The 20,667-nt window shown below is 71.4% G+C and carries 16 protein-coding genes; 8 read left to right on the top strand and 8 right to left on the bottom strand.

The annotated features are described in order from the left end of the window. The first annotated feature begins 582 nt into the window (after positions 1 to 582). On the top strand, positions 583 to 1,257 hold the full coding sequence (locus ABGB05_RS18140; protein WP_347654592.1) for a C39 family peptidase: 675 nt from the start codon (positions 583 to 585) through the stop codon (positions 1,255 to 1,257). Between the two features lie 54 nt (positions 1,258 to 1,311). On the opposite strand, the gene ABGB05_RS18135 is transcribed toward ABGB05_RS18140, so the two are convergent. Then, entirely contained in the window at positions 1,312 to 2,241 is a 930-nt protein-coding gene (locus ABGB05_RS18135; RefSeq protein WP_347654591.1) for a cation diffusion facilitator family transporter, read from the bottom strand. Between the two features lie 175 nt (positions 2,242 to 2,416). Between ABGB05_RS18135 and ligA the strand changes: the two genes are divergently transcribed. Next, the gene (gene ligA, locus ABGB05_RS18130) at positions 2,417 to 4,657 is read left to right on the top strand and encodes an NAD-dependent DNA ligase LigA (protein WP_347654590.1); all 2,241 of its coding nucleotides are present in this window, start codon (positions 2,417 to 2,419) and stop codon (positions 4,655 to 4,657) included. Positions 4,658 to 4,780: 123 nt separating this feature from the next. Here ligA and ABGB05_RS18125 read toward each other — a convergent pair whose 3' ends face one another. Next, positions 4,781 to 5,542, bottom strand: a complete 762-nt coding sequence (locus ABGB05_RS18125; RefSeq protein ID WP_347654600.1) for a putative protein N(5)-glutamine methyltransferase — start codon at positions 5,540 to 5,542, stop codon at positions 4,781 to 4,783. Between the two features lie 396 nt (positions 5,543 to 5,938). On the opposite strand from ABGB05_RS18125, the gene ABGB05_RS18120 reads away from it, so the two are divergent. The 3 genes from ABGB05_RS18120 (at position 5,939) to ABGB05_RS18110 (ending at position 8,955) form a co-directional block, all read left to right on the top strand. Continuing rightward, on the top strand, positions 5,939 to 6,706 hold the full coding sequence (locus ABGB05_RS18120; RefSeq protein ID WP_347654589.1) for a hypothetical protein: 768 nt from the start codon (positions 5,939 to 5,941) through the stop codon (positions 6,704 to 6,706). Positions 6,707 to 6,877: 171 nt separating this feature from the next. Next, on the top strand, positions 6,878 to 8,134 hold the full coding sequence (locus ABGB05_RS18115; protein WP_347654588.1) for a sodium:proton exchanger: 1,257 nt from the start codon (positions 6,878 to 6,880) through the stop codon (positions 8,132 to 8,134). 158 nt (positions 8,135 to 8,292) lie between these two features. Next, positions 8,293 to 8,955: a lipoprotein gene (locus ABGB05_RS18110; RefSeq protein WP_347654587.1), complete on the top strand. Its 663-nt coding sequence runs from the start codon at positions 8,293 to 8,295 to the stop codon at positions 8,953 to 8,955. 43 nt (positions 8,956 to 8,998) lie between these two features. Here ABGB05_RS18110 and ABGB05_RS18105 read toward each other — a convergent pair whose 3' ends face one another. Further along, a complete protein-coding gene (locus tag ABGB05_RS18105; RefSeq protein WP_347654586.1) occupies positions 8,999 to 9,976 on the bottom strand; it encodes an aldo/keto reductase in 978 nt (325 codons plus the stop codon). 304 nt (positions 9,977 to 10,280) lie between these two features. Between ABGB05_RS18105 and ABGB05_RS18100 the strand changes: the two genes are divergently transcribed. Next, a complete protein-coding gene (locus tag ABGB05_RS18100) occupies positions 10,281 to 11,438 on the top strand; it encodes an iron-containing alcohol dehydrogenase (RefSeq protein WP_347654585.1) in 1,158 nt (385 codons plus the stop codon). Here the strand turns inward: ABGB05_RS18100 and ABGB05_RS18095 are convergent. Continuing rightward, entirely contained in the window at positions 11,362 to 12,735 is a 1,374-nt protein-coding gene (locus ABGB05_RS18095) for an amidohydrolase family protein (protein WP_347654584.1), read from the bottom strand. The genes ABGB05_RS18100 and ABGB05_RS18095 overlap by 77 nt on opposite strands. Before the next feature lie 43 nt (positions 12,736 to 12,778). After that, on the bottom strand, positions 12,779 to 13,987 hold the full coding sequence (locus ABGB05_RS18090; protein ID WP_347654583.1) for an MFS transporter: 1,209 nt from the start codon (positions 13,985 to 13,987) through the stop codon (positions 12,779 to 12,781). Between the two features lie 80 nt (positions 13,988 to 14,067). On the opposite strand from ABGB05_RS18090, the gene ABGB05_RS18085 reads away from it, so the two are divergent. Together ABGB05_RS18085 and ABGB05_RS18080 are read left to right on the top strand one after the other, a co-directional pair. Continuing rightward, positions 14,068 to 14,976 carry a LysR family transcriptional regulator gene (locus ABGB05_RS18085; protein WP_347654582.1) on the top strand — a complete coding sequence of 303 codons (909 nt, stop codon included), beginning with the start codon at positions 14,068 to 14,070 and terminating at the stop codon, positions 14,974 to 14,976. A gap of 82 nt (positions 14,977 to 15,058) precedes the next feature. Further along, the gene (locus ABGB05_RS18080; protein ID WP_347654581.1) at positions 15,059 to 15,994 is read left to right on the top strand and encodes a hypothetical protein; all 936 of its coding nucleotides are present in this window, start codon (positions 15,059 to 15,061) and stop codon (positions 15,992 to 15,994) included. A gap of 65 nt (positions 15,995 to 16,059) precedes the next feature. Here the strand turns inward: ABGB05_RS18080 and ABGB05_RS18075 are convergent, their stop codons facing one another. The 3 genes from ABGB05_RS18075 to ABGB05_RS18065 form a co-directional block, all read right to left on the bottom strand. After that, the gene (locus ABGB05_RS18075; protein WP_347654580.1) at positions 16,060 to 17,139 is read right to left on the bottom strand and encodes a DUF916 domain-containing protein; all 1,080 of its coding nucleotides are present in this window, start codon (positions 17,137 to 17,139) and stop codon (positions 16,060 to 16,062) included. Positions 17,140 to 17,246: 107 nt separating this feature from the next. Next, positions 17,247 to 19,202, bottom strand: a complete 1,956-nt coding sequence (locus ABGB05_RS18070; protein ID WP_347654579.1) for a metallophosphoesterase family protein — start codon at positions 19,200 to 19,202, stop codon at positions 17,247 to 17,249. Positions 19,203 to 19,365: 163 nt separating this feature from the next. Beyond that, complete coding sequence (locus tag ABGB05_RS18065) at positions 19,366 to 20,583, bottom strand: HupE/UreJ family protein (RefSeq protein ID WP_347654578.1); 1,218 nt, start codon at positions 20,581 to 20,583, stop codon at positions 19,366 to 19,368. Positions 20,584 to 20,667 lie beyond the last annotated feature (84 nt).

The raw sequence follows: 20,667 nt of genomic DNA, 5'->3' as shown, positions 1-20,667 counted from the left end.
TCAAACTCTCCAACAAAAACTTGGAAAATCAAACCCAGCAACAAATTAAACACTTGCTGCCAAACAAACAATTTGGCACTGGCTTATCAAGCACCCTGTTGAGTTCTCAAAGAACAAACACACACCGACCAGCAGATCCTAAGACCAACCACTCGGGGCTCTTGCTCCCGCCCCCGGCGTTTCCCCCGGGCGCTTCGTAAACCTTACCCGACCGTTTTCGCCTCGTCAAACCGGTATCTCCCGGTTTGTCGTGCTTCCCCGGCGGGGCCCTGCACCCCTCCGGGCACAGCGGAGTGACCGCTGAAGTCCTTCGGGGCTGGCAGGCCGGCCGCCGCGGTTTCCCGCTTGGCTCGCCCGGTTCCCTGCCGAGCGAGAAAGTTACACGCCCGGAACCCGTACGCCAAATCGGGGTTGCCACCCTCGTCAATCGCCCGGACAAATGCGGGAATGTCGGACTCCCGATCGGCGTTGGCCCCCTGGTACGCCCCGATCAGGCGGGCCAGCCGTACCCGGTGGCAGCGCTTCCGCGACCGCCACCGGACGTGACGGCCCCCACCGACACGCGACCGGAAGGGAGCCGGAATGCTCAGCACCCTCGTTCGCGGGGTCCGGTGGCTGACCGCCATCACCCCGCCCACCACGCGCGCAGCGGCACTCGGTGTCGCCGGGCTCGCGGTCGTCGCCGGCTCGGTGGCCGGCCCGGCCCTGGCGCTCGGCGGCCAGGACGGGACCGCCGTCGCCGCGCCGCCGGCCAAGGAGCTGACGGTCGACTACCAGGCCCAGCCGAACTTCTACTACTGCGGCCCCGCCGCCACCCGGATCGCGCTCAGCGCACACGGCCCGGCGCCGAGCCAGGACGAGATCGCGAACCGGCTCGGTACCACCGTCAACGGCACCGACTCGGCCGAGGACACCACCCGGGTGCTGAACAGCGTCGGGGGAACCGACTTCTACCGCACCCGACCGATCCCGCAGCAGGTTGCCACCCCGGCCGAGATGGACCGGCTGCAGGCGGACGTGACCCGGGCCGTCGCCACGGACCACCCGGTCGTGGTGAACGTGATCGGCACCGCCACCGACACGGCGGGCGTGCCGCACTCGTACGACGGCGGTCACTACCTGACGGTGGTCGGGTACCGGGACGACGGCCGTACCGTCAAGATCGCCGACCCGGCCAACGTGAACGGTGCCAGCTCGTACTGGATGAGCACGATCAACCTGGCGAACTGGGCCGCCACCCGCGGCTACTCCGGCTGACCGGGCCCGGCCGTCGGGCCGTCGACGGACGCGCCGGCCCGACTGCCGGGCGGGTCAGCGGATACGCCGGGTCGGGTCGAGGAAGACGTACCGGATCGCGGGGTTGCGGGCGACCAGCCGGCGCTCCGCCTCGTCCGCGGCGATCTCGATCTCGCCCCGGCTCGCCTCGTCGGCGAAGTTGACCTTCGCCGCCACCAGGATGTCCTCGGGGCCGAGCTGCAGGGTCAGCAACTGGTCCACCCCGCGCACGTTCGGTACGGCGGAGAGCTCCCGGTGGATCTCCTCCCGGACCACCGCCCGGGCCGAGCGTCCGACCAGGTGGACCACGTTGCTGTAGGCGAGCGTGGTCGCCACCACCAGCAGCAGTGCGCCAATCGCGATGGAGGCGAGCCCGTCCCAGAACGCGCTGCCGGTCAGCTCGGACAACCCCACCCCGGCGGCGGCCAGCACCAGACCGACCAGCGCCGCGCTGTCCTCCAGGAGCACCGCCTTCAGCGTGGTGTTCGGGGTGTGCTGGGCAACCTGCAGCCACGGTTGCCGCCACCGGTGCGCCCGGTGCCGCACCTGCCGCACCGAGCGGAGCAGGGACATTCCCTCGGCGACGAAGGAGAAGGCCAGGACCAGGTACGCGGCCAGCGGGTCGATCTGCTCCTCCCCGGACTGGATCGCCTCCACGCCCTGCAGGATGGAGAAACCGGCACCGACGACAAACGTGACGACGGCCGCGGTGAACGCCCAGAGGTAGGTCTCCCGGCCGTGCCCGAACGGGTACTGGTCGTCGGCCGGCCTGGAACCCCGGCGCAACGCCACGAAGAGCAGAACCTCGGTGGTCGTGTCGGCGACCGAGTGCGCGGCCTCGGCGAGTACGGCCGCCGAGCCGGAGAGCACCCCGGCCACGGCCTTGGCCACGGCCACCACCAGGTTGGCCAGCCCCGCCACCACCACGGTGCCGACGCTCTCCGGGCGCTGTCCGGGCTCCGACATGAGCTCAGACTAGGTCGCCGACCAGGGTCGACAGGCCGACGTCCGCAACAACAGATGGGCGACCGGCGGCCGTCCGCGTACGGCCCGGACGGTGGCAACCCCGGCCGTGGCTGGGCGGGGGTCGTCGTACCCGGTCTCTAGGCTGGGCGCGGCCGGACGGAGGAGGGGTACGGGGATGAGTGAGCTGGCGGTCGACCCGGCGGAGTCGACGGTGCTCGATACGGGTGAGCCGGTGGTGGTGCCGGTGGTGGACGCCGGGCGGGCGACGCCGTTCGACGATCCGGCGGACTACGCGGCGGCGCTCGCCGGGATCCGGTCGGCCGCCGCCGCGTACTACAACGGGGCCGATCTGGCGATGGACGACGCGACGTACGACGCGTTGCTGGCCCGGGTGGTCGCCACCGAGACCGCCCGGCCGGAGTGGAAGGCACACAACTCGCCGAGCGACCTGGTCGCGGCCGGGGTCGGCATGGTCGGCGACGTCGTACACAGCGAACCGATGCTCAGCCTCGACAACGTCTTCGGCGCCGACGCGCTGGGCCGCTGGGCGACCCGGCTGGAAAAGCTGCTCGGGCGGCCGGTCGCCGGCTACACGGTCGAGCCCAAGATCGACGGTCTCGCCATCGCCGCCCGGTACGTCGACGGCCGGCTGACCCAGGTGGCCACCCGGGGCGACGGCCGGGCCGGTGAGGACGTCACCAGCCAGGCCCGTCGGGCGGTCGGCCTGCCGGAGCAGCTCGGCGAGCCGCTGACCGTGGAGATCCGGGGCGAGGTCTTCATGACCGACGCGGACTTCGCCCTCGCCAACGAACTGCGGACCGGGCACGGCGAGCCGCCGTTCGCCCACCCGCGCAGCGCCGCCGCCGGCACGCTGCGGGCGCAGGACCGGGCGTACGACGCGCCGCTGTCGTTCCTCGCCTACTCGGTGCACGGCCTGCCCGAGGGGGCCGCCGGTACCGACCCGCTGCCGCACTCGGCGATCATGGCGTACGTCGAGCGGCTCGGTGTCGCCACCACCGCCGGTTCGGCCGCCGGCATGCCGCTCTGCGGCACCCTGGAGGAGATCCTCGCCGCCGTCGACGCGCTCTACGCCCGCCGTGGTGAGCTCGGTTTCGGCATCGACGGCGCGGTTGTCAAGGCCGACGCGCCGGCGGACCGGGAGCTGGCCGGGTCCGGGACCCGGGCGCCCCGCTGGGGAGTCGCGTACAAGTTCCCGGCCGACACCCGGACGACCACGTTGCTGCGGATCGAGGTGCAGGTCGGGCGCACCGGCGTGATCACCCCGGTCGCGGTGCTGGCACCCGTGCAGGTCGGTGGGGTGACGGTCACCTCGGCCACCCTGCACAACTTCGACGACCTGGTACGCCGCAACGTTCGGGCCGGGGACACCGTCTTCGTCCGGCGGGCCGGCGACGTGATCCCGGAGGTGACCGGTGCCAAGCTGGACGAGCGGCCGGCGGATTCGACGCCGTACGAGCCGCCGGTCGACTGCCCGCGCTGTGGCGGCGAGATCGACCGCTCGCAGAAGCGCTGGCGCTGTCTGCAGGGGCGGGCCTGCGGTGCCCGCAAGTCGCTGGCCTACTACGCGGCCCGGGACTCGATGGACATCGAGGGACTCGGCAGCAAGATCATCGACCTGCTGGTCGGCGCCCGGCTCGTCACCGATCCCGGCGACCTCTACGCCCTCACCCCGGAGGTGCTGGTCACCCTCGACCGGCTGGGGGACGTGTCGGCCCGCAAGCTCGTCGCGAACATCGACGTCTCCCGGGCGCAGCCGCTGTCCCGGGTCCTCACCGGCCTCGGCGTACGGATGACCGGCCGCTCCATGTCACGCCGGCTGGCCCGGCACTTCGGCACCATGGAGGCGCTGCTCGGCGCCTCGGTGACCGATCTGCAGCAGGTCGAGGGGGTGGGGCCGGAGCGGGCTGTCACCATCGCGGCAGAGCTGGTCGAGCTGACCCCGGTGATCGACAAGCTGGCCGGGCACGGGGTGAACATGACCGAGCCGGGCGTCTCCGGCCCACCGTCCGGGGCCGCCGGAGGCGGCGACACCGACGGTGACGATTCCGGTACCCCGGCGGCGAACGCGCTGCCGCTGCGCCGGCCGGACGGTACCCCGATGACGGTGGTGGTCACCGGTTCGGTGCCGGGGCTGACCCGCAACGAGGGCAACGAGGCGGTCGAGCGGCTCGGCGGCCGTTCGTCCGGCTCGGTCTCCAAGCGGACCGACCTGGTCGTGGTCGGTGAAGGTGCCGGCAGCAAGGCGGAGAAGGCCACCACACTCGGCGTACCGGTGCTGCCGGCGGAACGTTTCGCCGAACTGCTCGCCGCGCACCTCGCCGGAGACGCGGCGACGATCTCGACAGTCCTGGCCGCCCTCGGCGCCGCCGAGGGCGCACCGGCGACGGCCGGCTGACCGAGGACGGGCCGACGCGGCCTTTGGTCAGGGGCGCCCGACCACGGTCCTCTCGACGAGCACGGCCGGCACCCGGCACCCGGCGGCGGGCGCCCCGGGTGCCGGCCGGATGCCGGTCGCGGGTCAGTGGCGGCCGATGACCACGGTCGCCAGGAGTTCCTCGTCGTCGACCATCCGCGGGGCGAGCCCGGCTGCGGTCAGCACCCCGAGTGCGGTCTCCACCTGGGCCCGGCTCGTCTCCAGCAGCAGGTGACCGCCGGGCGCGAGCCATTCCCGGGCCCGGGCGGCCACCCGACGCAACACGTCGAGGCCGTCCGGGCCACCGTCGAGGGCCACCAGCGGCTCGTGGATCCTCGCCTCGGGCGGGAGCAGCCCGACCGCGCCGCTGGGCACGTACGGGACGTTCGCCACCAGGACGTCGATCCGGCCACGGAGTCCGGCGGGCAGTGGGTCGTACAGGTCGCCGGCGTACACCTGCCCGCCCAGCGGGGCGAGGTTGCGCGCCGCGCAGCGTACGGCGGCCGGCTCGACGTCCGACGCGTGCAGTTCGACACCGGCGACCAGGCTGGCCACCGCCACCCCGATCGCTCCCGACCCGCAGCCCAGATCCAGTACGGTGGCACCCGGCCTGGCCAGCGTCGCCGCCTGCCGGGCGAGCAGTTCGGTACGGCGACGCGGTACGAAGACCCCGGGGTCGACGGCGATCCGCAGACCGCAGAAGTCGACCCAGCCGACGATGTGTTCCAGCGGCAGGCCGGCGACCCGGCGGTCGACCATCTGCCGGAGCACCGCCGGGCTCGACGCGGCGTCGATCAGGAGCTGGGCCTCGTCCTCGGCGAAGACACACCCGGCGGCCCGCAGCCGGTCGACGACGGCCGCGGTCAGCCCGGGGTCGGCGGCGGCCGCGGTCAGCCCGGGGTCGGCGGCGGCCGCGGCCGGAACGGGATCGACACGCGGGTCGGCGGACACGTCGGGTCCGGCGGTGCGACAACCGCGGGAACTGGCAGAACCGGTTCGGTACATGGGTGATCCTTAGGGGCCTGGCGGCACTCCTGCGTCACCGCGGCCCGGTCAACCCCGAAGGGGCAGCGGCCCGCGTGGTGGGAGCACCGCGCCGGTCACGGCAAAAATCGGTCCCACCTCCTCGGGTCGTAGCGGCCGAACCCGGACAACCTACCGCACGGCCGACCCGGGGCGGTACGGCACCGGCACCTACCGGATTCGTGCCGTCTGCGTCGTCGACCACACCCCCGGCCGGCCGACCGGTCACACAGTGATGCCATGACTTCGCCACGTCGCATGACTCCGCTCCGTCGTCCGACTCGGCTCCGTCGCCGCGTCGCCGGCCACCTGGTCGCCCTCTCGACCCTCGTCCTGTTCGGCGCCGGTTGCGGCGTCATCGACACCGTCCAGAACGTCGTGGACACCGCGAACGCCCTGTCCAGCTTCGCCGACCGGCTCGGCCGGGCCGCCGAGCTGACCTACACCGCCGAGTACCGGGCCACCGACAGGGAGACCGGCCGGACGGAGAAGGTCACGTACGCCCAGCAGCCGCCGAACTCGGCGACCCGCAACGGCGACTCGTGGCTGATCCACACACCGGAACACGTCACCGTCTGTGCCGCCGACGAGTGCCAGCGGCTGGCGAACCAGGGTGGCGGCACGACCGGCCCGGACGCCGAACTGGTCGCCACGGTCGGCGGGCCCGGATACCTCACCCCGGAACTCGCGCTCGCCCTCGTCGCCGCCGCCGCGATCGTGCCCGGCACCGACGTCGACACCCGTGAGAAGACGATCGCGGGTCAACCGTCGCTCTGTGCCACCGTCACCGGAATCAGCGAGGCCGAGGGCGATCAGGTCGGCTCGCTGCGGGACTTCTCGGTCTGCGTCACCGAGTCCGGGGTGCTGGCCTCGTTCAGGGGCACGGCGAACACCGGCGAGGAGGTCTCGCTCGAACTGGTCAGGTACTCCGACAAGGTCGACGGCAAGGCGTTCGCGCCGCCGGCCGGTGCGAACCTCCGGGACGTGACCGAACTGTCGCAGAGCTGAACCCGGGACGACCGCGCCGGGACGGGGCCGGGATGCCAACCGGTCCCGTCCCGGCGCCTGACACCCGGGTCAACCGTCGATCTGGCCGATTCCGCCACAACCCGACCGCCCGGTCCGGCAGGCTCGATGCCGACGGGGGTGGCGGCGATGCGGGTGAGGCTCGATGTCACGATGTCGAACCGGACGGCGTTGCTCCGGGTCGGCATCGCGGTCGCGGTGGCCGTACCCGCCGTCGCCCTCCGGCTCTCCGGTCGGCACCTTCCGGCGCTGGTCGGCATGGCGGTCTTCGGGATCGCGGTGCTCTCGGCGGTGGCCCTGCTGATGTGGGCGTCCGAGATCGCCCGGGTCGACCTTCCGGGAAACCTCGCGCTCGCCCTGCTCGCGCTGGTGGCGGTGCTTCCGGAGTACGCCATCGACATCTACTTCGCCTACGTGGCCGGCTCCGACCCGGCGTACTCCGCCTTCGCCCTGGCGAACATGACCGGCGCCAACCGGCTGTTGATCGGCGTGGCCTGGCCGCTGCTGGTCTTCTTCGCCATCTGGGCGGTACGCCGACGCGGCCAGCCGGGCGACCGCAACGGCGTACGGCTCGCGCCGCACCGCCGGACCGAGACCGTCTACCTGCTGATCGCGACCGTCTACGCCCTGGTCATCCCGATCACCGGAAGGCTCGCCTGGTACGACAGCATCGTGCTCGGCGGCCTGTTCGCGCTCTACCTGTCCCGGATCGGCCGGACCGCGCAGACCGAGGAGGCACTGGTCGGAGTGGCCGCCACCCTGGCCGGCCAGCCGACGGTACGGCGACGGACGACGGTGATCGTGCTGTTCGTCGCGGCCGCCGTGGTGGTGCTCAGCGCGGCCGAGCCGTTCGGCAAGTCCCTCGTCGAGGCCGGCTCGGCGCTCGGCATCGACGAGTTCCTGCTGGTGCAGTGGTTGGCCCCGGTCGCCTCGGAGGCACCGGAGGTGATCGTGGCGGTGGCGTTCGCGCTGCGAGGGCGGGCCGACGACGGGCTCGGTGCGCTGCTGGCCGCGAAGCTCAACCAGTGGACGCTGCTCATCGCCTGCCTGCCGCTCGCCTTCTACCTCGGCGGCGGCGAGTTCGACGGGCTGCCGCTGGACGCCCGGCAGACCGAGGAGCTGTACCTCACCACCGCACAGACCCTGCTCGGGGTGGCGATCCTGATGAACCTGCGGATCTCCCGCCTGGAGGCGGCACTGCTGTTCGTGCTCTTCGCGGTGCAGTTCGCGATCCCGACCCAGACGGTCCGGTACCTGGTCGCGATCGCGTACGCCGCGCTGGCCCTGGTGCTGCTGGTCCACCGCCGTCGGGAACTGCCGGCCCTGACCCGGGCGGCGTGGCCGACCGGCGACTCCCGGCCCGGCGGTCCCCGCGCCACCGGCACGTCCGGGAACGGGCAGGACCGGTAGCCGCCGCCGTCGATCGTCCCGGGGGTGGGCCGGCCGTCGTCGCCGTGGTCGCCGTCGTCGGTTCTCCGGGCACCCGTTGATCTCCGGGCAACCCGTTTGACTCGGCGACAAGCGCTCGGGTTTGCTTTCCCGGCCGAACTCGACAAGGAGCGCAGAGCGTGCCGAGAAATCTCCGGGTGGCCGTACTGGCCGCCCTCACCGTCGGGCTGGTGGCCGGCTGCGCCGACGATCCGAAACCGTCGCCGGGCGACGCGGCGGCCGCGGCGAACCCGACCGCGACCTCGACAGCCCCCGGAGCCCCCTGGTACGACGATGTCGCCCCGGCCGCCGCCGCGACCAAGGTCGGCCCCAAGGGTGCGGGCTGCGAACTGCCCGTCACCTTCGACCTGCCGGCGCAGTGGAAGCCGAAGCCGATCGAGTTCCACCCGGAGCTCGCCGAACTGATCCAGCAGGGTGGTTCCACCGCCGTCTGTGAGATCGACGCCAAGCCGGCCGGCAACATCGGTTTCCTGCGGGTCTGGATCGTCGACCGGGGCGCCGTGATCGGGGCCCGCAAGGGACTGGAGGAGTTCCTCGCCGCCCAGGGCAAGCTCACCGACCTGCAGTACCGGGACACACTGGCCGGTCCGCTGCGTGCCACCGAGGCGACGTACCTGGAGGGGAGCGAGCTGACCGGGGAGTCCAAGCGGGGTCGGGCCCTGGTGGCGGCGACCCGGTACGGAACGGTGCTGATCACCCTGGGCGGCATGGACACCGAGGAGTTCGAGGCGATGCTCCCGGCGTACCAGTTGGCGAAGCAGACGATCTCCGTCACGAGGTGACCCGGCTGCGCGGCGTCACGGGGTACCGCCCGCCGGGCGGCGGTCAGCCGTTGACCGACGTCATGTCCGGATAGCGGGTGCCGGCGGCGAAGCCCTTCGGCGCGACCTCCTCGATCCGGGCCAGGTCCGCCGCGGCCAGCGTGACGTCGAGCGCGCCGAGGTTCTCCTCCAGATAGCCGATCCGCTTGGTGCCCGGGATCGGCACGATCTCCTCGCCCTGGGCGAGCACCCAGGCCAACGCGAGTTGGGCCGGTGTGCAGCCCTTCTCCTCGGCGATCTCGTGGACCCGGGTCACGACGTCGAGGTTGCGTTGGAAGTTCTCGCCCTGGAAGCGGGGGTTGCCGGCCCGGAAGTCGCCGGCGGCGAAGTCGTCAGGGCTGCGCCAGCGGCCGGTCAGGAAGCCCCGGCCCAGCGGGCTGTAGGCGACGAAGCCGATGCCGAGTTCCCGTACCGTCGCCAGGATCTCGTCCTCCGGGTCGCGCGACCAGAGGCTGTACTCGGTCTGCAGGGCGGTGATCGGGTGCACGGCGTGCGCCCGCCGGATGGTGCTCGGCGAGGCCTCGGAGAGGCCGAGGTGCCGTACCTTGCCCTGCCGGACCAGCTCGGCCATCGCGCCGACGGTCTCCTCGATCGGCACCGTGACGTCGACCCGGTGCTGGTAGTAGAGGTCGATGTGGTCGACGCCGAGCCGTCGCAGGCTCGCGTCACAGGCCGCGTGGAGGTAGACCGGCCGGCCGTTGATGTTCCGGGTGCCGCTCTCCGGGTCGCGTTCGATGCCGAACTTCGTGGCGAGCACGACCTCGTCCCGCCGTCCGGTGACGGCCCGGCCGACCAGCCGCTCGTTGCGGAACGGCCCGTACGCGTCAGCGGTGTCGAGGAAGACGCAACCGGCGTCCAACGCGCGGTGGATGGTGGCGATCGCCTCCTGTTCGTCCCCTGGCTCGTAGAAGTCGCTCATGCCCATGCAGCCCAGTCCGAGAGCGGAGACCTCGAGTCTGTCGCCGAGCTGTCTGGTCCGCATGCTGGATCTCCTGTCCGACTCGGGGTCGCCGCTGCTTACCCGCAACCACCCGGTACAACCGTCCGCCGTGTTCGTTCCGGCCGCATTCGCGCCGCAGAGGCCACCAGAAATGACATCGACAACCACCTCTGGACGTCTCACACGGGCCGGTGTTAGCATCCGCGCAATGATGCGGATCAATTTTCGCCGCCGTTTTTCCGTCCCTGACGCGGCGAATTTCGGCGCACCCGTACGCGGTCCGGACGGCGTACACATCCGATCGGGTCCGGAACGCGAATGGTGCGTACGGCACCGCGGCGAGGGCATGGAATACACGATCCGCGAGGCACCCGGCCTGCTGCACCGCGACGACATCCCCGCACTGGCCCGCCGGCAGCACCTGATCGTCGACTCCGGTGCGGAACACCACGGGCGGGCGCTGGCCCGACTGCTCGACGAGCACGGCGTCGTGCACCGGAGCTATCCGGTACGCGGCGGCGAGGGCTGCAAGACCCTGGGTGAGCTGCAACGGCTCTGTGACGCCATCCAGGTCCACGCACACCGTCGCGACCTGGTGGTGGTGGTCGGTGGCGGCGCGGTCGCCGACCTGGCCCGCTGCGTCGCCGCCTGGCTGTGGAAGGGCCTGCCGCTGGCCGTCGTCCCGACCACCCCGACCGCGTACGTCGACGCGGGCATCGGCGTCAAGGGCGCGCTGAACCTCGACGACCGGAAGAACAGCATCGGCGTCTACCACCCACCCCTGCTCGTCGCCCTCGACCTCGCGCTGCTACGCGGCTGTCCGCCGGACGTGACCCGCGCCGGGCTGATGGAGGTCATGAAGATGGCCCTCATCGACGGCGGCCAGCTCTGGCAGTTGTACGAGCGGTGGTCACCCGAACTCCTGGCGACCGGATTCCAGGGCCCGAACGCAGTGCCGGTCACCCGGGCCGCCATCACCGCGATGCTCGGGCACCTGCAGCCCAACCTGCGGGAGCACGAGCTGAGCCGGCCGGTCGACCTCGGACACCTGCTGGTCGGGCCACTGGAGATGCGCGCGCGGCTGCCGCACGGCCTCGCGGTCGGCATCGACCTGGCCCTGATGCTCGAGTACGCCGCCGTCCTCGGCCTGCTCGCCGAACACGAGCGGGAACGGGCGCAGGAGACCATCCGCGCGGTCCGGGCCCCGCTCTGCCACGAACTGCTCACCCCCGAACTGGTGCAGGAGGCGATCGAGGCCACCCGCCGCCAGCGGGGCGGCGTGCTCCATCTTCCGGTACCCGAACGGATCGGGGCGGTACGGGTGTCGTTCTTCGTGGACGGTGCCGCCATGCGGGAGGCGGTGCTGCGGTTACGGGTACGCGGGCTGCGCGCCCCGACCGCCGTCGTCGACGCCACAAGCTCGCCGCTCAGGCAGCCCAGTTCGGGCCGAGCACGTCGGCGAGGTTCGCCCGGGCGAACAGCCGGTGGCGGGAGTCGGCGATGAGTTCCCGGGCCCGCTCGGCGATCGGGCCGACCAGCCGGCCGGCCCGCTTGACCACCACCCCGTCGACCAGCACGGTGTCGACGTCGGCGGGACCGGCGTTGAGCACGATCGTGGTCACCGGGTCGTTCAGCGGCGCCAGGTGCGGCCGGTCCACGTCGATCAGGATCACGTCGCCGCGCTTCCCGGGGCTCAGCGTGCCGATCCGCTCCTGCATGCCCCAGGCGGCGGCGCCGGCGACGGTGGCGAACCGCAGCACGTCACGCTGGTCCAGGTCGACCGTGGCCGGCGGCTCGTCCCGTTCCAGGGCCGCCGCGTTGGCCCGGCTGCGCTCGGCGGCGAGCGCCACCCGCATCTCGCTGAACAGGTCGGTGCCGGCTCCGGCGACGGTGTCGGTGGCGAGCGCGGGTGTCAGACCCTGGGCGAGTGCCCGGCCGGTGACCGGGAAGGTCCCCATCGCCATCGACATGTCGACGGTCGGGCACGGCGTGATCGCACCGCCGGTGGTGGCGATCCGGGCGAGGTCGGCGTCGCCGAACTGCGCCCCGTGCGCGTGGTGTACGTCGGGACCGAGCAGGTTCAGCCGGTCCAGGGTCTCGATGGTGCGGTACTTCAGGAAGTAGCCCGGGATGCCGGAGTGGATGCTGATCGGCACCCCCAGCTCGCGGGCGAGGTGGAAGTCGTACTCGGTGGTCTCCGGGGTGGCGAACTCGGGGCCGCGCAGGGCCAGGCCCATGGTGACCCGGGCGCTGTCGTCGGCGAGCAGGTTCCGCATCCGACGTACGTCGGTCGGGTGCCGTTCGGTGCTCTCGTGGAACCAGCGCATCACGCCCTGGCCGACCGGCGGACCGTAGAGAAACAGTGCCCGGATGCCGGAGTCGCGCAGCGCGCGGACGTTCTCGTCGGCGTGCTCTGGGGTGGTGACGATGTGGGACCAGTCGGCGACGGTGGTGATGCCGGCGTTGATCGCCTGCAGGGCGCCCCAGAGCACCCCGGCGTAGACGTCCGCGGGCTCGTACCTGTCGAGCAGGCCGGCGAGGACAATCCCGAAGTAGCCACCGAGCGAGACCTTGCCGCCGGCGCCGCCGATGGCCCCCTGCCAGACGTGCCGGTGGGAGTCGACGAGGCCGGGCAGCGCGACCTTGCCGGCGGCGTCGATCACGGTGGCACCGGTGGTGTCGAGATCGGCGCCGATCGTGGTGATCGTGCCGTCCTCGATGGCGATGTCGGCGCGGGGCAGGTCGCCGAGCTGGTCGTCGAGGGTGACCACGTGGGCGTTGCGGATGACCGTACGGGACACGGAGGAACTCCAGTTGTGAGGTGGGATCGGTTGCCGGATGCCGCTAGAGCGCGGCACCGGCGGAGGAGAGCGGTGGCGGGTCCGGACGGAGCCGGACGGTGGCGACGGCGGCGAGGCCGACCAGGGCGAGCGCGGCGAAGCCGGCGAGGGCGCCACGCGGTCCGGCGAGCTGGCTGGCGATCCCGAGCCCGATCACCGGAATGGCCAGACCGGCATAACTGGTGACAAACAGGGTAGCGAGCGTTCCGGCCCGACGCTCGACCGGGCTGAGCTGCACGACCGTGGTGAGACAGGCCCGGAACAGCAGCCCGGCGCCGGCACCGGTGAGCACCCCGCCGAGGACAAACGGGACGAGCGCCGTCGCCCACACCCCGCCGACCACCAGGCCGAGGCCGAGCGGCATCAGGACCACCACCGTGGTCATCGCCCGGCGCGGCGGCAGTCGGCGCAGGCCGAGCTGGGCGACGGCACCGGCGCCCAGGCCGAGGAACGCGACCAGGCCGGCGAGGGCGTGCGAGGTGTGCCCCAGCGTGCCGGCGAGGAACGACGGACTGAGCGCGCTGAACAGGCCGAACATCGCGAACGCCACGAGACCGCCCAGGCAGGAGGCGAGGAAGAGCAGCCGGCGTTCCGGGGCCAGGGCGAGCGGCCGGGACCAGGGCCGGACGACCGGCCGGGCGGTTTCCGGTACGACGGCGACCAGCAGCGCGGCCAGCGCCAGCACCGCACCGATCGAGACGAAGGGCAGCCGCAGCGGCGCCGGGGCCCACTCGGCGAGCAGACCGGAGAGCAGCGGGCCGGCCGCGATGCCGCCGAGGTTGGCCGCGGTCGCGACGATCTCGGCGTGTTCCCGGGCGGCCTCCGGGCGGGCGGCGCGGTGCAGTTCGATCAGGTACGCGGTGGCCGGTCCGGAGAGCAGGCCGATCGACAACCCGGAGAGGACCCGGGCGAGCAGGATGCCGGACAGCGCCGGCCAGAGCACAAAAACGAGACAGGCCAGCAGTTGGACGACGAGGGCGACGCCGAGCACCGTACGGCGTCCGACCCGGTCGGCCCGGGCTCCGGCGAGCAGCAGTCCGACCACCACGCCGACCACGTAGACGGCGAAGACGACGCTGACCATCGTCGTACCGAAGTGGTTCCGGTGCTGGTAGAGGACGTAGAGCGGGGTCGGTACGGAGCCGGCCGCCATCGTCGCGCCGTACGCGGTGGCGACCAGCGCGAATCCGACCCGGTGGGTGGTGCGAGACATGGCGCCGAGTCTGGTCCGGGAACCATCCCTCTCCAATATAAAAACCGGATGGGTTTATCTGTCTGTGAGATGATTGGCCGGTGGAGATCCGCCGGATCGAGGTCTTCCTCGCCGTCGCCGAGGAACGCAGCTTCACCCGGGCCGCCGAGCGGCTCCGGGTCGCCCAGTCGGCCGTCTCCACCGCCGTACGCGTACTCGAACGCGAACTCGGCGCGACACTGTTCGCCCGGACCACCCAACGGGTCGAGCTGACCGAGGCCGGACGGGCCCTGCTGCCCGAGGCGGTCCGGATCCTCGCGGCCGTCGAGGCGGCCCGGGAGGTGGTCACCCAGGCCGGGCAGGGACTGCGCGGTCGGCTGCGCCTCGGCATCCTCTACGGCCTGACCCCGGGTCGGGTGCGCGAGGCGCTGGCCGCCTTCCGGGCCGAGTTTCCGCTGGTGGAAATGTGGCTGACCGCGCCGGGCACCGGCGGCTCCCTCGATCATCTGGAACGCCTCCGGGACGGCTCCCTGGAACTGGCGGTCGTGATCACCCACGGCTCGGTGCCGGGCATCCGCCGCCAGGTGCTGGCCACCGACGAGGTCGTGCTGGCCTGCACCCCAGACCATCCGCTGGCCGGTCGGGACGGCGTCGACCTCACCGAGGTGGTCGAGGAGCCGTTCATCGAGTTCCCGCCGGGTTGGGGCGTCCGGAACGCGGTCGACCAGGCGTTCGTCTCGGCCGGCGTCCAGCAGCGGCGGATCACCGTCCAGATGAACGACCTCTCCACCATCCTGGACCTGGTCCGGCTCCGGCTCGGCGTCGCCTTCGTCCCCCGGTCCATCGCCGACCAGACCGCCGACCTGCGTTTCCTCCGGATCCGGACGAACCGGCCGACGTACCAGATCGCCATCGCCACCGCCGTCGACCGCCCGCTCGGCCCGGTCGCCCGACAGTTCCTCCGGATCGCCGGGGCGGTGTCCCCCGATGCACCGGGCCGAGCGCGGTGACCCGGGAGCGTGCGGTGCACCGGGCCGACCGCGGTGGCCGGGGCGTGCGGGCGACGGACCTCATGGACAGGATGTGCCAGGCATGCCGTACTACCTGCTGATCTTCGGACCGCTGTACCGGGACCGGCTCCGCGCGGCGTTGGCGGAGTTGGTGTCCCGGCCCATTGACGAGGTCAGCATCGCCGACGAGGGCGTTGTGGGCCGGGACTGGTCGGCGGCGGTCCTCTGCACCGTCTGGCCGGTCGCCGGTGAACCGGACTGGCAGCTGGAGATCTACCTCGCCGAGCGGGTCACCACGCACAGCGAGGCAGCGGTCGCGGCATGGCTGGCCCAGCAACTCCGCACGGTGGTGCTCTATCCGGGACAGGAGCTGCGGCCGAGCGCGTACTGGTTGGTCGGTCCGGACGGCCGGCACATCCGGGCCCGGCTCTACGACGACGGCTGGGAGAACGGGGACGGTGACCAGGATGAACCGGTGTACCGGATCGACGCGGTCGAACATCCGGTGGCGGAACTTCCGGACCTGCCCTTCGCGGCGATACCCGAGGTGATCCGGGACCACCGGATGCCCACCCCGGTCACCGACCGGCTCCGGACGCAGCTGCGGCCCTGGCTACCGGCGGAGGTGGACGGCGTCGACGTACCGGCGGTGGCGGAGGTGACGTGGCGGGTCTGGAACCGGCTCGGCGCCTGGGAGGGCCTGGTCGCCCGGATGACCGACGGCTGGCCACCGGACGGCTGGTATCCGGCGGAGCACTACCGGGAGGACCTCGAACTCCGGGACGAGCTGGCCCGGGCCGACCGGGAGTTGCCGGAGCCGGTCCGGGCACCGTTCGCGGCGGCCCTCGCCGACCTCGACCGACGGTTCGTCACCCGCACCGGGGACGACGGGGGCGCCGCCCTGTCGACGGAGCTGGGTGCGGCGCACCCCGTACCCGTCGAACGTGACCGGTGGTGGTGGCGACGGGTTCCGTACCCGGCGCCCTGGCAGCGGCAACCGGCCCGGAACCGGTCCTGACCCGCAACCGGTTCCGCCAGTTCCGCCGCCGTCCCGACCGGGCGGGCGGACGGACGGACGGACGGTCAGCTGGTTCGCGTCTCCTTGGCCCGGAGCGCCTGCTTGACGGCCTCCTCCACCCGGGCGTCCTCGCGCCGCGCCCGGCGCACCCGGTTGCGACGCCGCAGGAGGATCACCCCGACGACAACCGCGATCAGTACGACGACCAGCAGCAGCAACGTCCAGGAGACGGCCCAGCCGTGGGTGGTGGCCCGGACCTCCGGGAGCGGGGTGATCGACCCCGACGCGTCGGTGAGCAGGGGCGTCAGGGTCGCGGTCGCGGCCAGCCGGACCGCCGGGTTCACCCCGTGCACCGGCACGCTCACCTGCCAGCTCTCCCCCGGCAGCAGTTCGGGCGCGGCGGGGACCTCGCCGGCGCCGGTCCGCAGCCAGCCGAACGGGCCGGAGACCGACACGGCCTGCTGACTCGACAGGGTGGTGTTGCCGGTGTTGTGGATCGTGTACCGGACGGTGGCGTCGCCCCTGCCGAACGGGTTGCCGGTGCCGGCGTACGCCACGTGCAGGTCCTCGACGGTGAGGCGCGGGGTCAGCTCGCCACCGACCCGCAGCTTGATCCGGATCCCGAGGCGGCGGTCCACGTTGATGCCCGCGGCCTGGTCGGGTTGGGTCAACGAGGTGAGGATGCCGCCGACGTGGTCGCCGGGGGTGGCGTTGGTCGGGACCGTGACGGTGAAGGGGACCTGGGCGGTCTTGCCGGGCTGGACCGTGACGCTGCCCTGGTCGGCGTGCACCCAGGCGCCGACCGCGACCGACTTCTGGTCCTTGGTGACCAGGTCGAGCTGGCCCGCGTCGGTGGTGAAGCCGTCGGCGGCGTACACGGTGAGGTTCAGCGGCACGGGGCCGCGGTTGACGACGACCATCGCGTCCTCGACGGTGCCGCCGGGGTTGACGGAGTAGCTGTAGCTGGACCGGGACGCGCCGTAGCTGTTGGAGGCCGTACGGACCGCCCAGCCGACGTCGCCGTCCTCCGCGTGGGCGGGCCCGATCCCGACGCCGACCGCCGTGGCGGCGGTGAGCAGGGACAGGGTGGTGGTACGGAGCACCGTGGCGATCCGGGTCTTCCAGCGCGTGGTGGGCGCGTGCATCTCGGTTCCTTGCGTGATCTTGGGAAGGGTCGGAGCGGTGGTGGGGCAGGCGCCCGAAGGCACCTGCCCCACCGGGTGGCACAGATCCGCGTCAGCCGCTCAGCTGCTCAGCTGCTCAGCGCGGTGATCGTCAGGGTGGCGCGGTAGCTACCCTTCTCGATCTCGGTCGGGAACTTCAGGTCCAGGTCGGCACCGAGCTTGGCGCCGCCCTTGGCGTGGCCCTGCGCGGCCGCGGCGAGCGCGCTCGCGACCGAGAGGCCCTTGCCCTGGTCGTCGTAGGCCGAGAGGACCGGCGCACCGGCCTCGGCACCGGCCCCGCCGTCCAGCAGGTACGGCGTCCAACCGAGGTAGGTGCTGGAGAGGGTCTTGGCTCCGTCGGTGAAGTCGCCGACGCTGGCCGAGATCGACCACGGGGCGAGCGAGCGGCGGCTGTCGGTCACCAGGATCGGGTTGATCTTGCCGGTGGCCTCGAAGAACTCGCCGTTGTGCTCGCTGGCGGTGCCGAGGTCGACCAGGCCGTTGTAGCCGTCGATCGTCCAGCCGAACTCACCGGGCGCGGCGTTCGGCACGTTGACCTGGATGTCCTGGCCGTCGCCGTGGTACGGGTGCACCGTCACCTTGTCGACGATCGAGCCGACCGGCTGACCGTCGGGGGTGTTGACGCAGGAGAGGCCCTTCTCGACGGCGGCGTTCGGCGCCGCGCAGGTGCCACTGCGGATGTTCTCGACGACCAGCTTGTCGGACTTGACGCCCACCTTGACGTAGCTACGGACGTGCTCCTGGTTCTGCGCGGAGTTGAACCAGTAGTTGTCCGGGTTCAGCGGGTCCGGGCCGAGGCCCTCGACACCGGTACCGGAGTTGTCCGGCTTCTTGATGTCGTAGTACTTCGAACCGGAGGCCGAGTTCGCCGTCACGTAGATGACGCCACCCGGGCCGGGGAAGACCTCGTCGGCGCCCGGCTGCTCGTCCGGGTTCTCCTTCTGGCCGTTCTTGATCGAGTAGCTGCGGGTGTAGACGTGGTCGTGGCCCTGCAGTACCAGGTCGACGCCGAGGTCGGAGAAGGCGGTGGTGAAGTCCTTCCGCCGCTGCTTGTTGTCCCCGTCAGTGGAGTGGCTGGCCGCCGAGTAGATCGCGTGGTGGTAGACCAGCACCGTCCACTTCGCCTCGGCGCCGTGCTTCTTCACGACGTCGGTGACGTACGCGACGTGCGCCTTGTCGCCACCCAGCGAGCCGTCGGTCGGGTTGACGTAGCTGTTGCTGTTCAGGTCGATGAACAGCGTGTCCTTGTAGATGTACCAGAAGTCACCGCCGGACCGGGTCGCCGAGTCGCCGTTGTAGTACTGGCTCGACCGGTCCGTGTTCGGGGTGAAGTGGTGCTGCTCCCAGGACTTGCCGCCGACGTCGTGGTTACCGATGGTCGCCGCAACCGGGTACTGCCGCAGCTGGTCGGGGGCGAGGAACGCGTCCCACTGGGCCTCGTTGTTCGCGGACTCGACGTGGTCACCACCGGAGACCAGCAGCTCGATGTCCGGGTTCGCGGTGGTGGCGTAGCGCAGGGTCTCCGCCCAGCCGGCCTGGTCCTTCGCGATGTCGCCGGACGAGCCGATCTGCGGGTCGCCGAAGAACAGGAAGTCGTAGTCGCCCTCGAAGTCGTGGGTCTTGAACGAGTACGCCGTGGACCAGTTGCCCTCGCCACCGACCCGGTAGGAGTACGCCGTGTTCTCCCGCAGGTTGGTGAGGGTGGCGTGCCGGTTGAAGCCGGTGGTGGAGGTGTTCGCCGCACCGACGGCGTCGAAGGTGATCGCGTCTGCCGGGAACTCGCCGTTCACGATCGAGGAGGTCGGGGCGAGCTGGACCTTCTGCGCGATGTCGGCCGAGGTGTACCAGGTCACGATGCGCTGGGTCTCGTCGGCGCCCACGCCGAGGACGATGCCGGTGAACGTGGCGGGCTCGGCGGCGAAGGCGGTGGCCGACAGACCACTGCCGAGGGCCAGGGACAGGCCCAGGAATCCCGCACTGGCTCCGACGGCGATGCGGCGCCGCGTGAGCCCGGGGGTCCGCATTGAGTCACTCAATGCCATCGACTTTGTTCCCTCTTCCGATAAAGAGATATGGAAAAGCTTTCCCATTTTGCGGAGAAGCGTTCTCAACCTTTCGCCGCATGATGAACCCGCCATGAACGCGATCTTGCGGCCGGTTGCACTTCACGCAATTCCTGCGGCGTTCTCAGGCGCCGACCAGGCGTTGCACGAACCAGACCAGCCCCATAACGGACACCCCTGCGGAAACAACGCCGGTGGCCCAGGTGCCGAGTTTCGGCGAACGGCGGCGCAATACGAACAACAACGGGAAGACAATCGCGATGATCGCCAACTGAACGGTCTCGATGCCGATGTTGAACACCAGAAGGGACCAAAGCAGGGTCCAGGACCACGCCTCGTTGATCCCGAGCGCGCCCGCGAAGCCCAGGCCGTGCACCAGACCGAAGCAGAACACCACTCCGAGCCGGATCCAGCCGGCCCGGTCCAGGCTGAGGTGGCCACCCCCAACCGGCTCCAGGTCGGCGGCGTGGTCGCCGCGCCGCCAGACCCGCCACAGGTGCCAGCCGGCGACCACCGCGATGGAGAGCGCGATGATCGGCTCCACCACCGCACCGGGTACGTCGACCAGCCCGAGCGCGGCAAGCATGAAGGTCACCGAGTGGGCGAGGGTGAAGCTGGTGGCGGCCAGCACGATCTCCCGCAGCCGCCGGGAGCCGACGATCAGCGCCAGCAGGAACAGGATGTGGTCGATCCCGGTCAGCAGATGCTCGCCGCCCAGTCGGAAGAACTCCCAGAACCGCTCGTACCACGCCTGGGCGGTGGAGAAGGACGGATGCTCGGCGTCGATCGCGGCGCTGCCGGAGTGGCCGTCGAGTTGGTAGGTGACGATCGTCTTGGTGCCCTTGACATAGCCCTCGGCGTCGGGGAACAGCCCGCTGCGCACCTCGTGCGAGTCACCCCCGGCCGGACAGGCCCAGTCGAGCAGCAGGTCGGTGTAGGGGACGCCGTCCCGTTGGCCGATCGTGAAGTCACCGACCCGAGTCGGCGTACACACGGTGCCGGCCGAGGCGACCGAGAAGCGCTCGGTGACGTACCGGACAGCCGTCTCCGCGTGGGTGTTCAGCGCCGCAGCCGCCGCGACGGCGTCGTCGGCGTCGAACGCGGCGGTGCCGGCCCGGAAGAGCGGGTCGTCGTCCTCGTAGTCGGCGGCCGAGACGACAAAGAGGTCGTATTCGAGTTCCAGCTTCGTACGAATGTGATCCTCGTCGCCTCCGGTCACATCGACGTAAACGGTCGACGTGAAGCCGTGGGCATAGGCCGGAGTGGCGCCCAGAAAAGCGACCACTGCGGCGGCGATTCCGACGATGATGCCGATAACGGCACGACGAACGCGCGGTAACATTGCGGCTCCTTCGATTCAGCCAGTGCACGTTGCACGTCCCGGGTGAACAGCAACCCGACCGTCGGCGAACCGCTGGAGAACAAA

The organism is Plantactinospora sp. B5E13 (assembly GCF_039871775.1).
In the GTDB taxonomy this organism is placed as follows: domain Bacteria; phylum Actinomycetota; class Actinomycetes; order Mycobacteriales; family Micromonosporaceae; genus Plantactinospora.
Note: the sequence above shows the minus strand (reverse complement) of the source record. Positions and strands in the feature narration are given on the sequence as shown.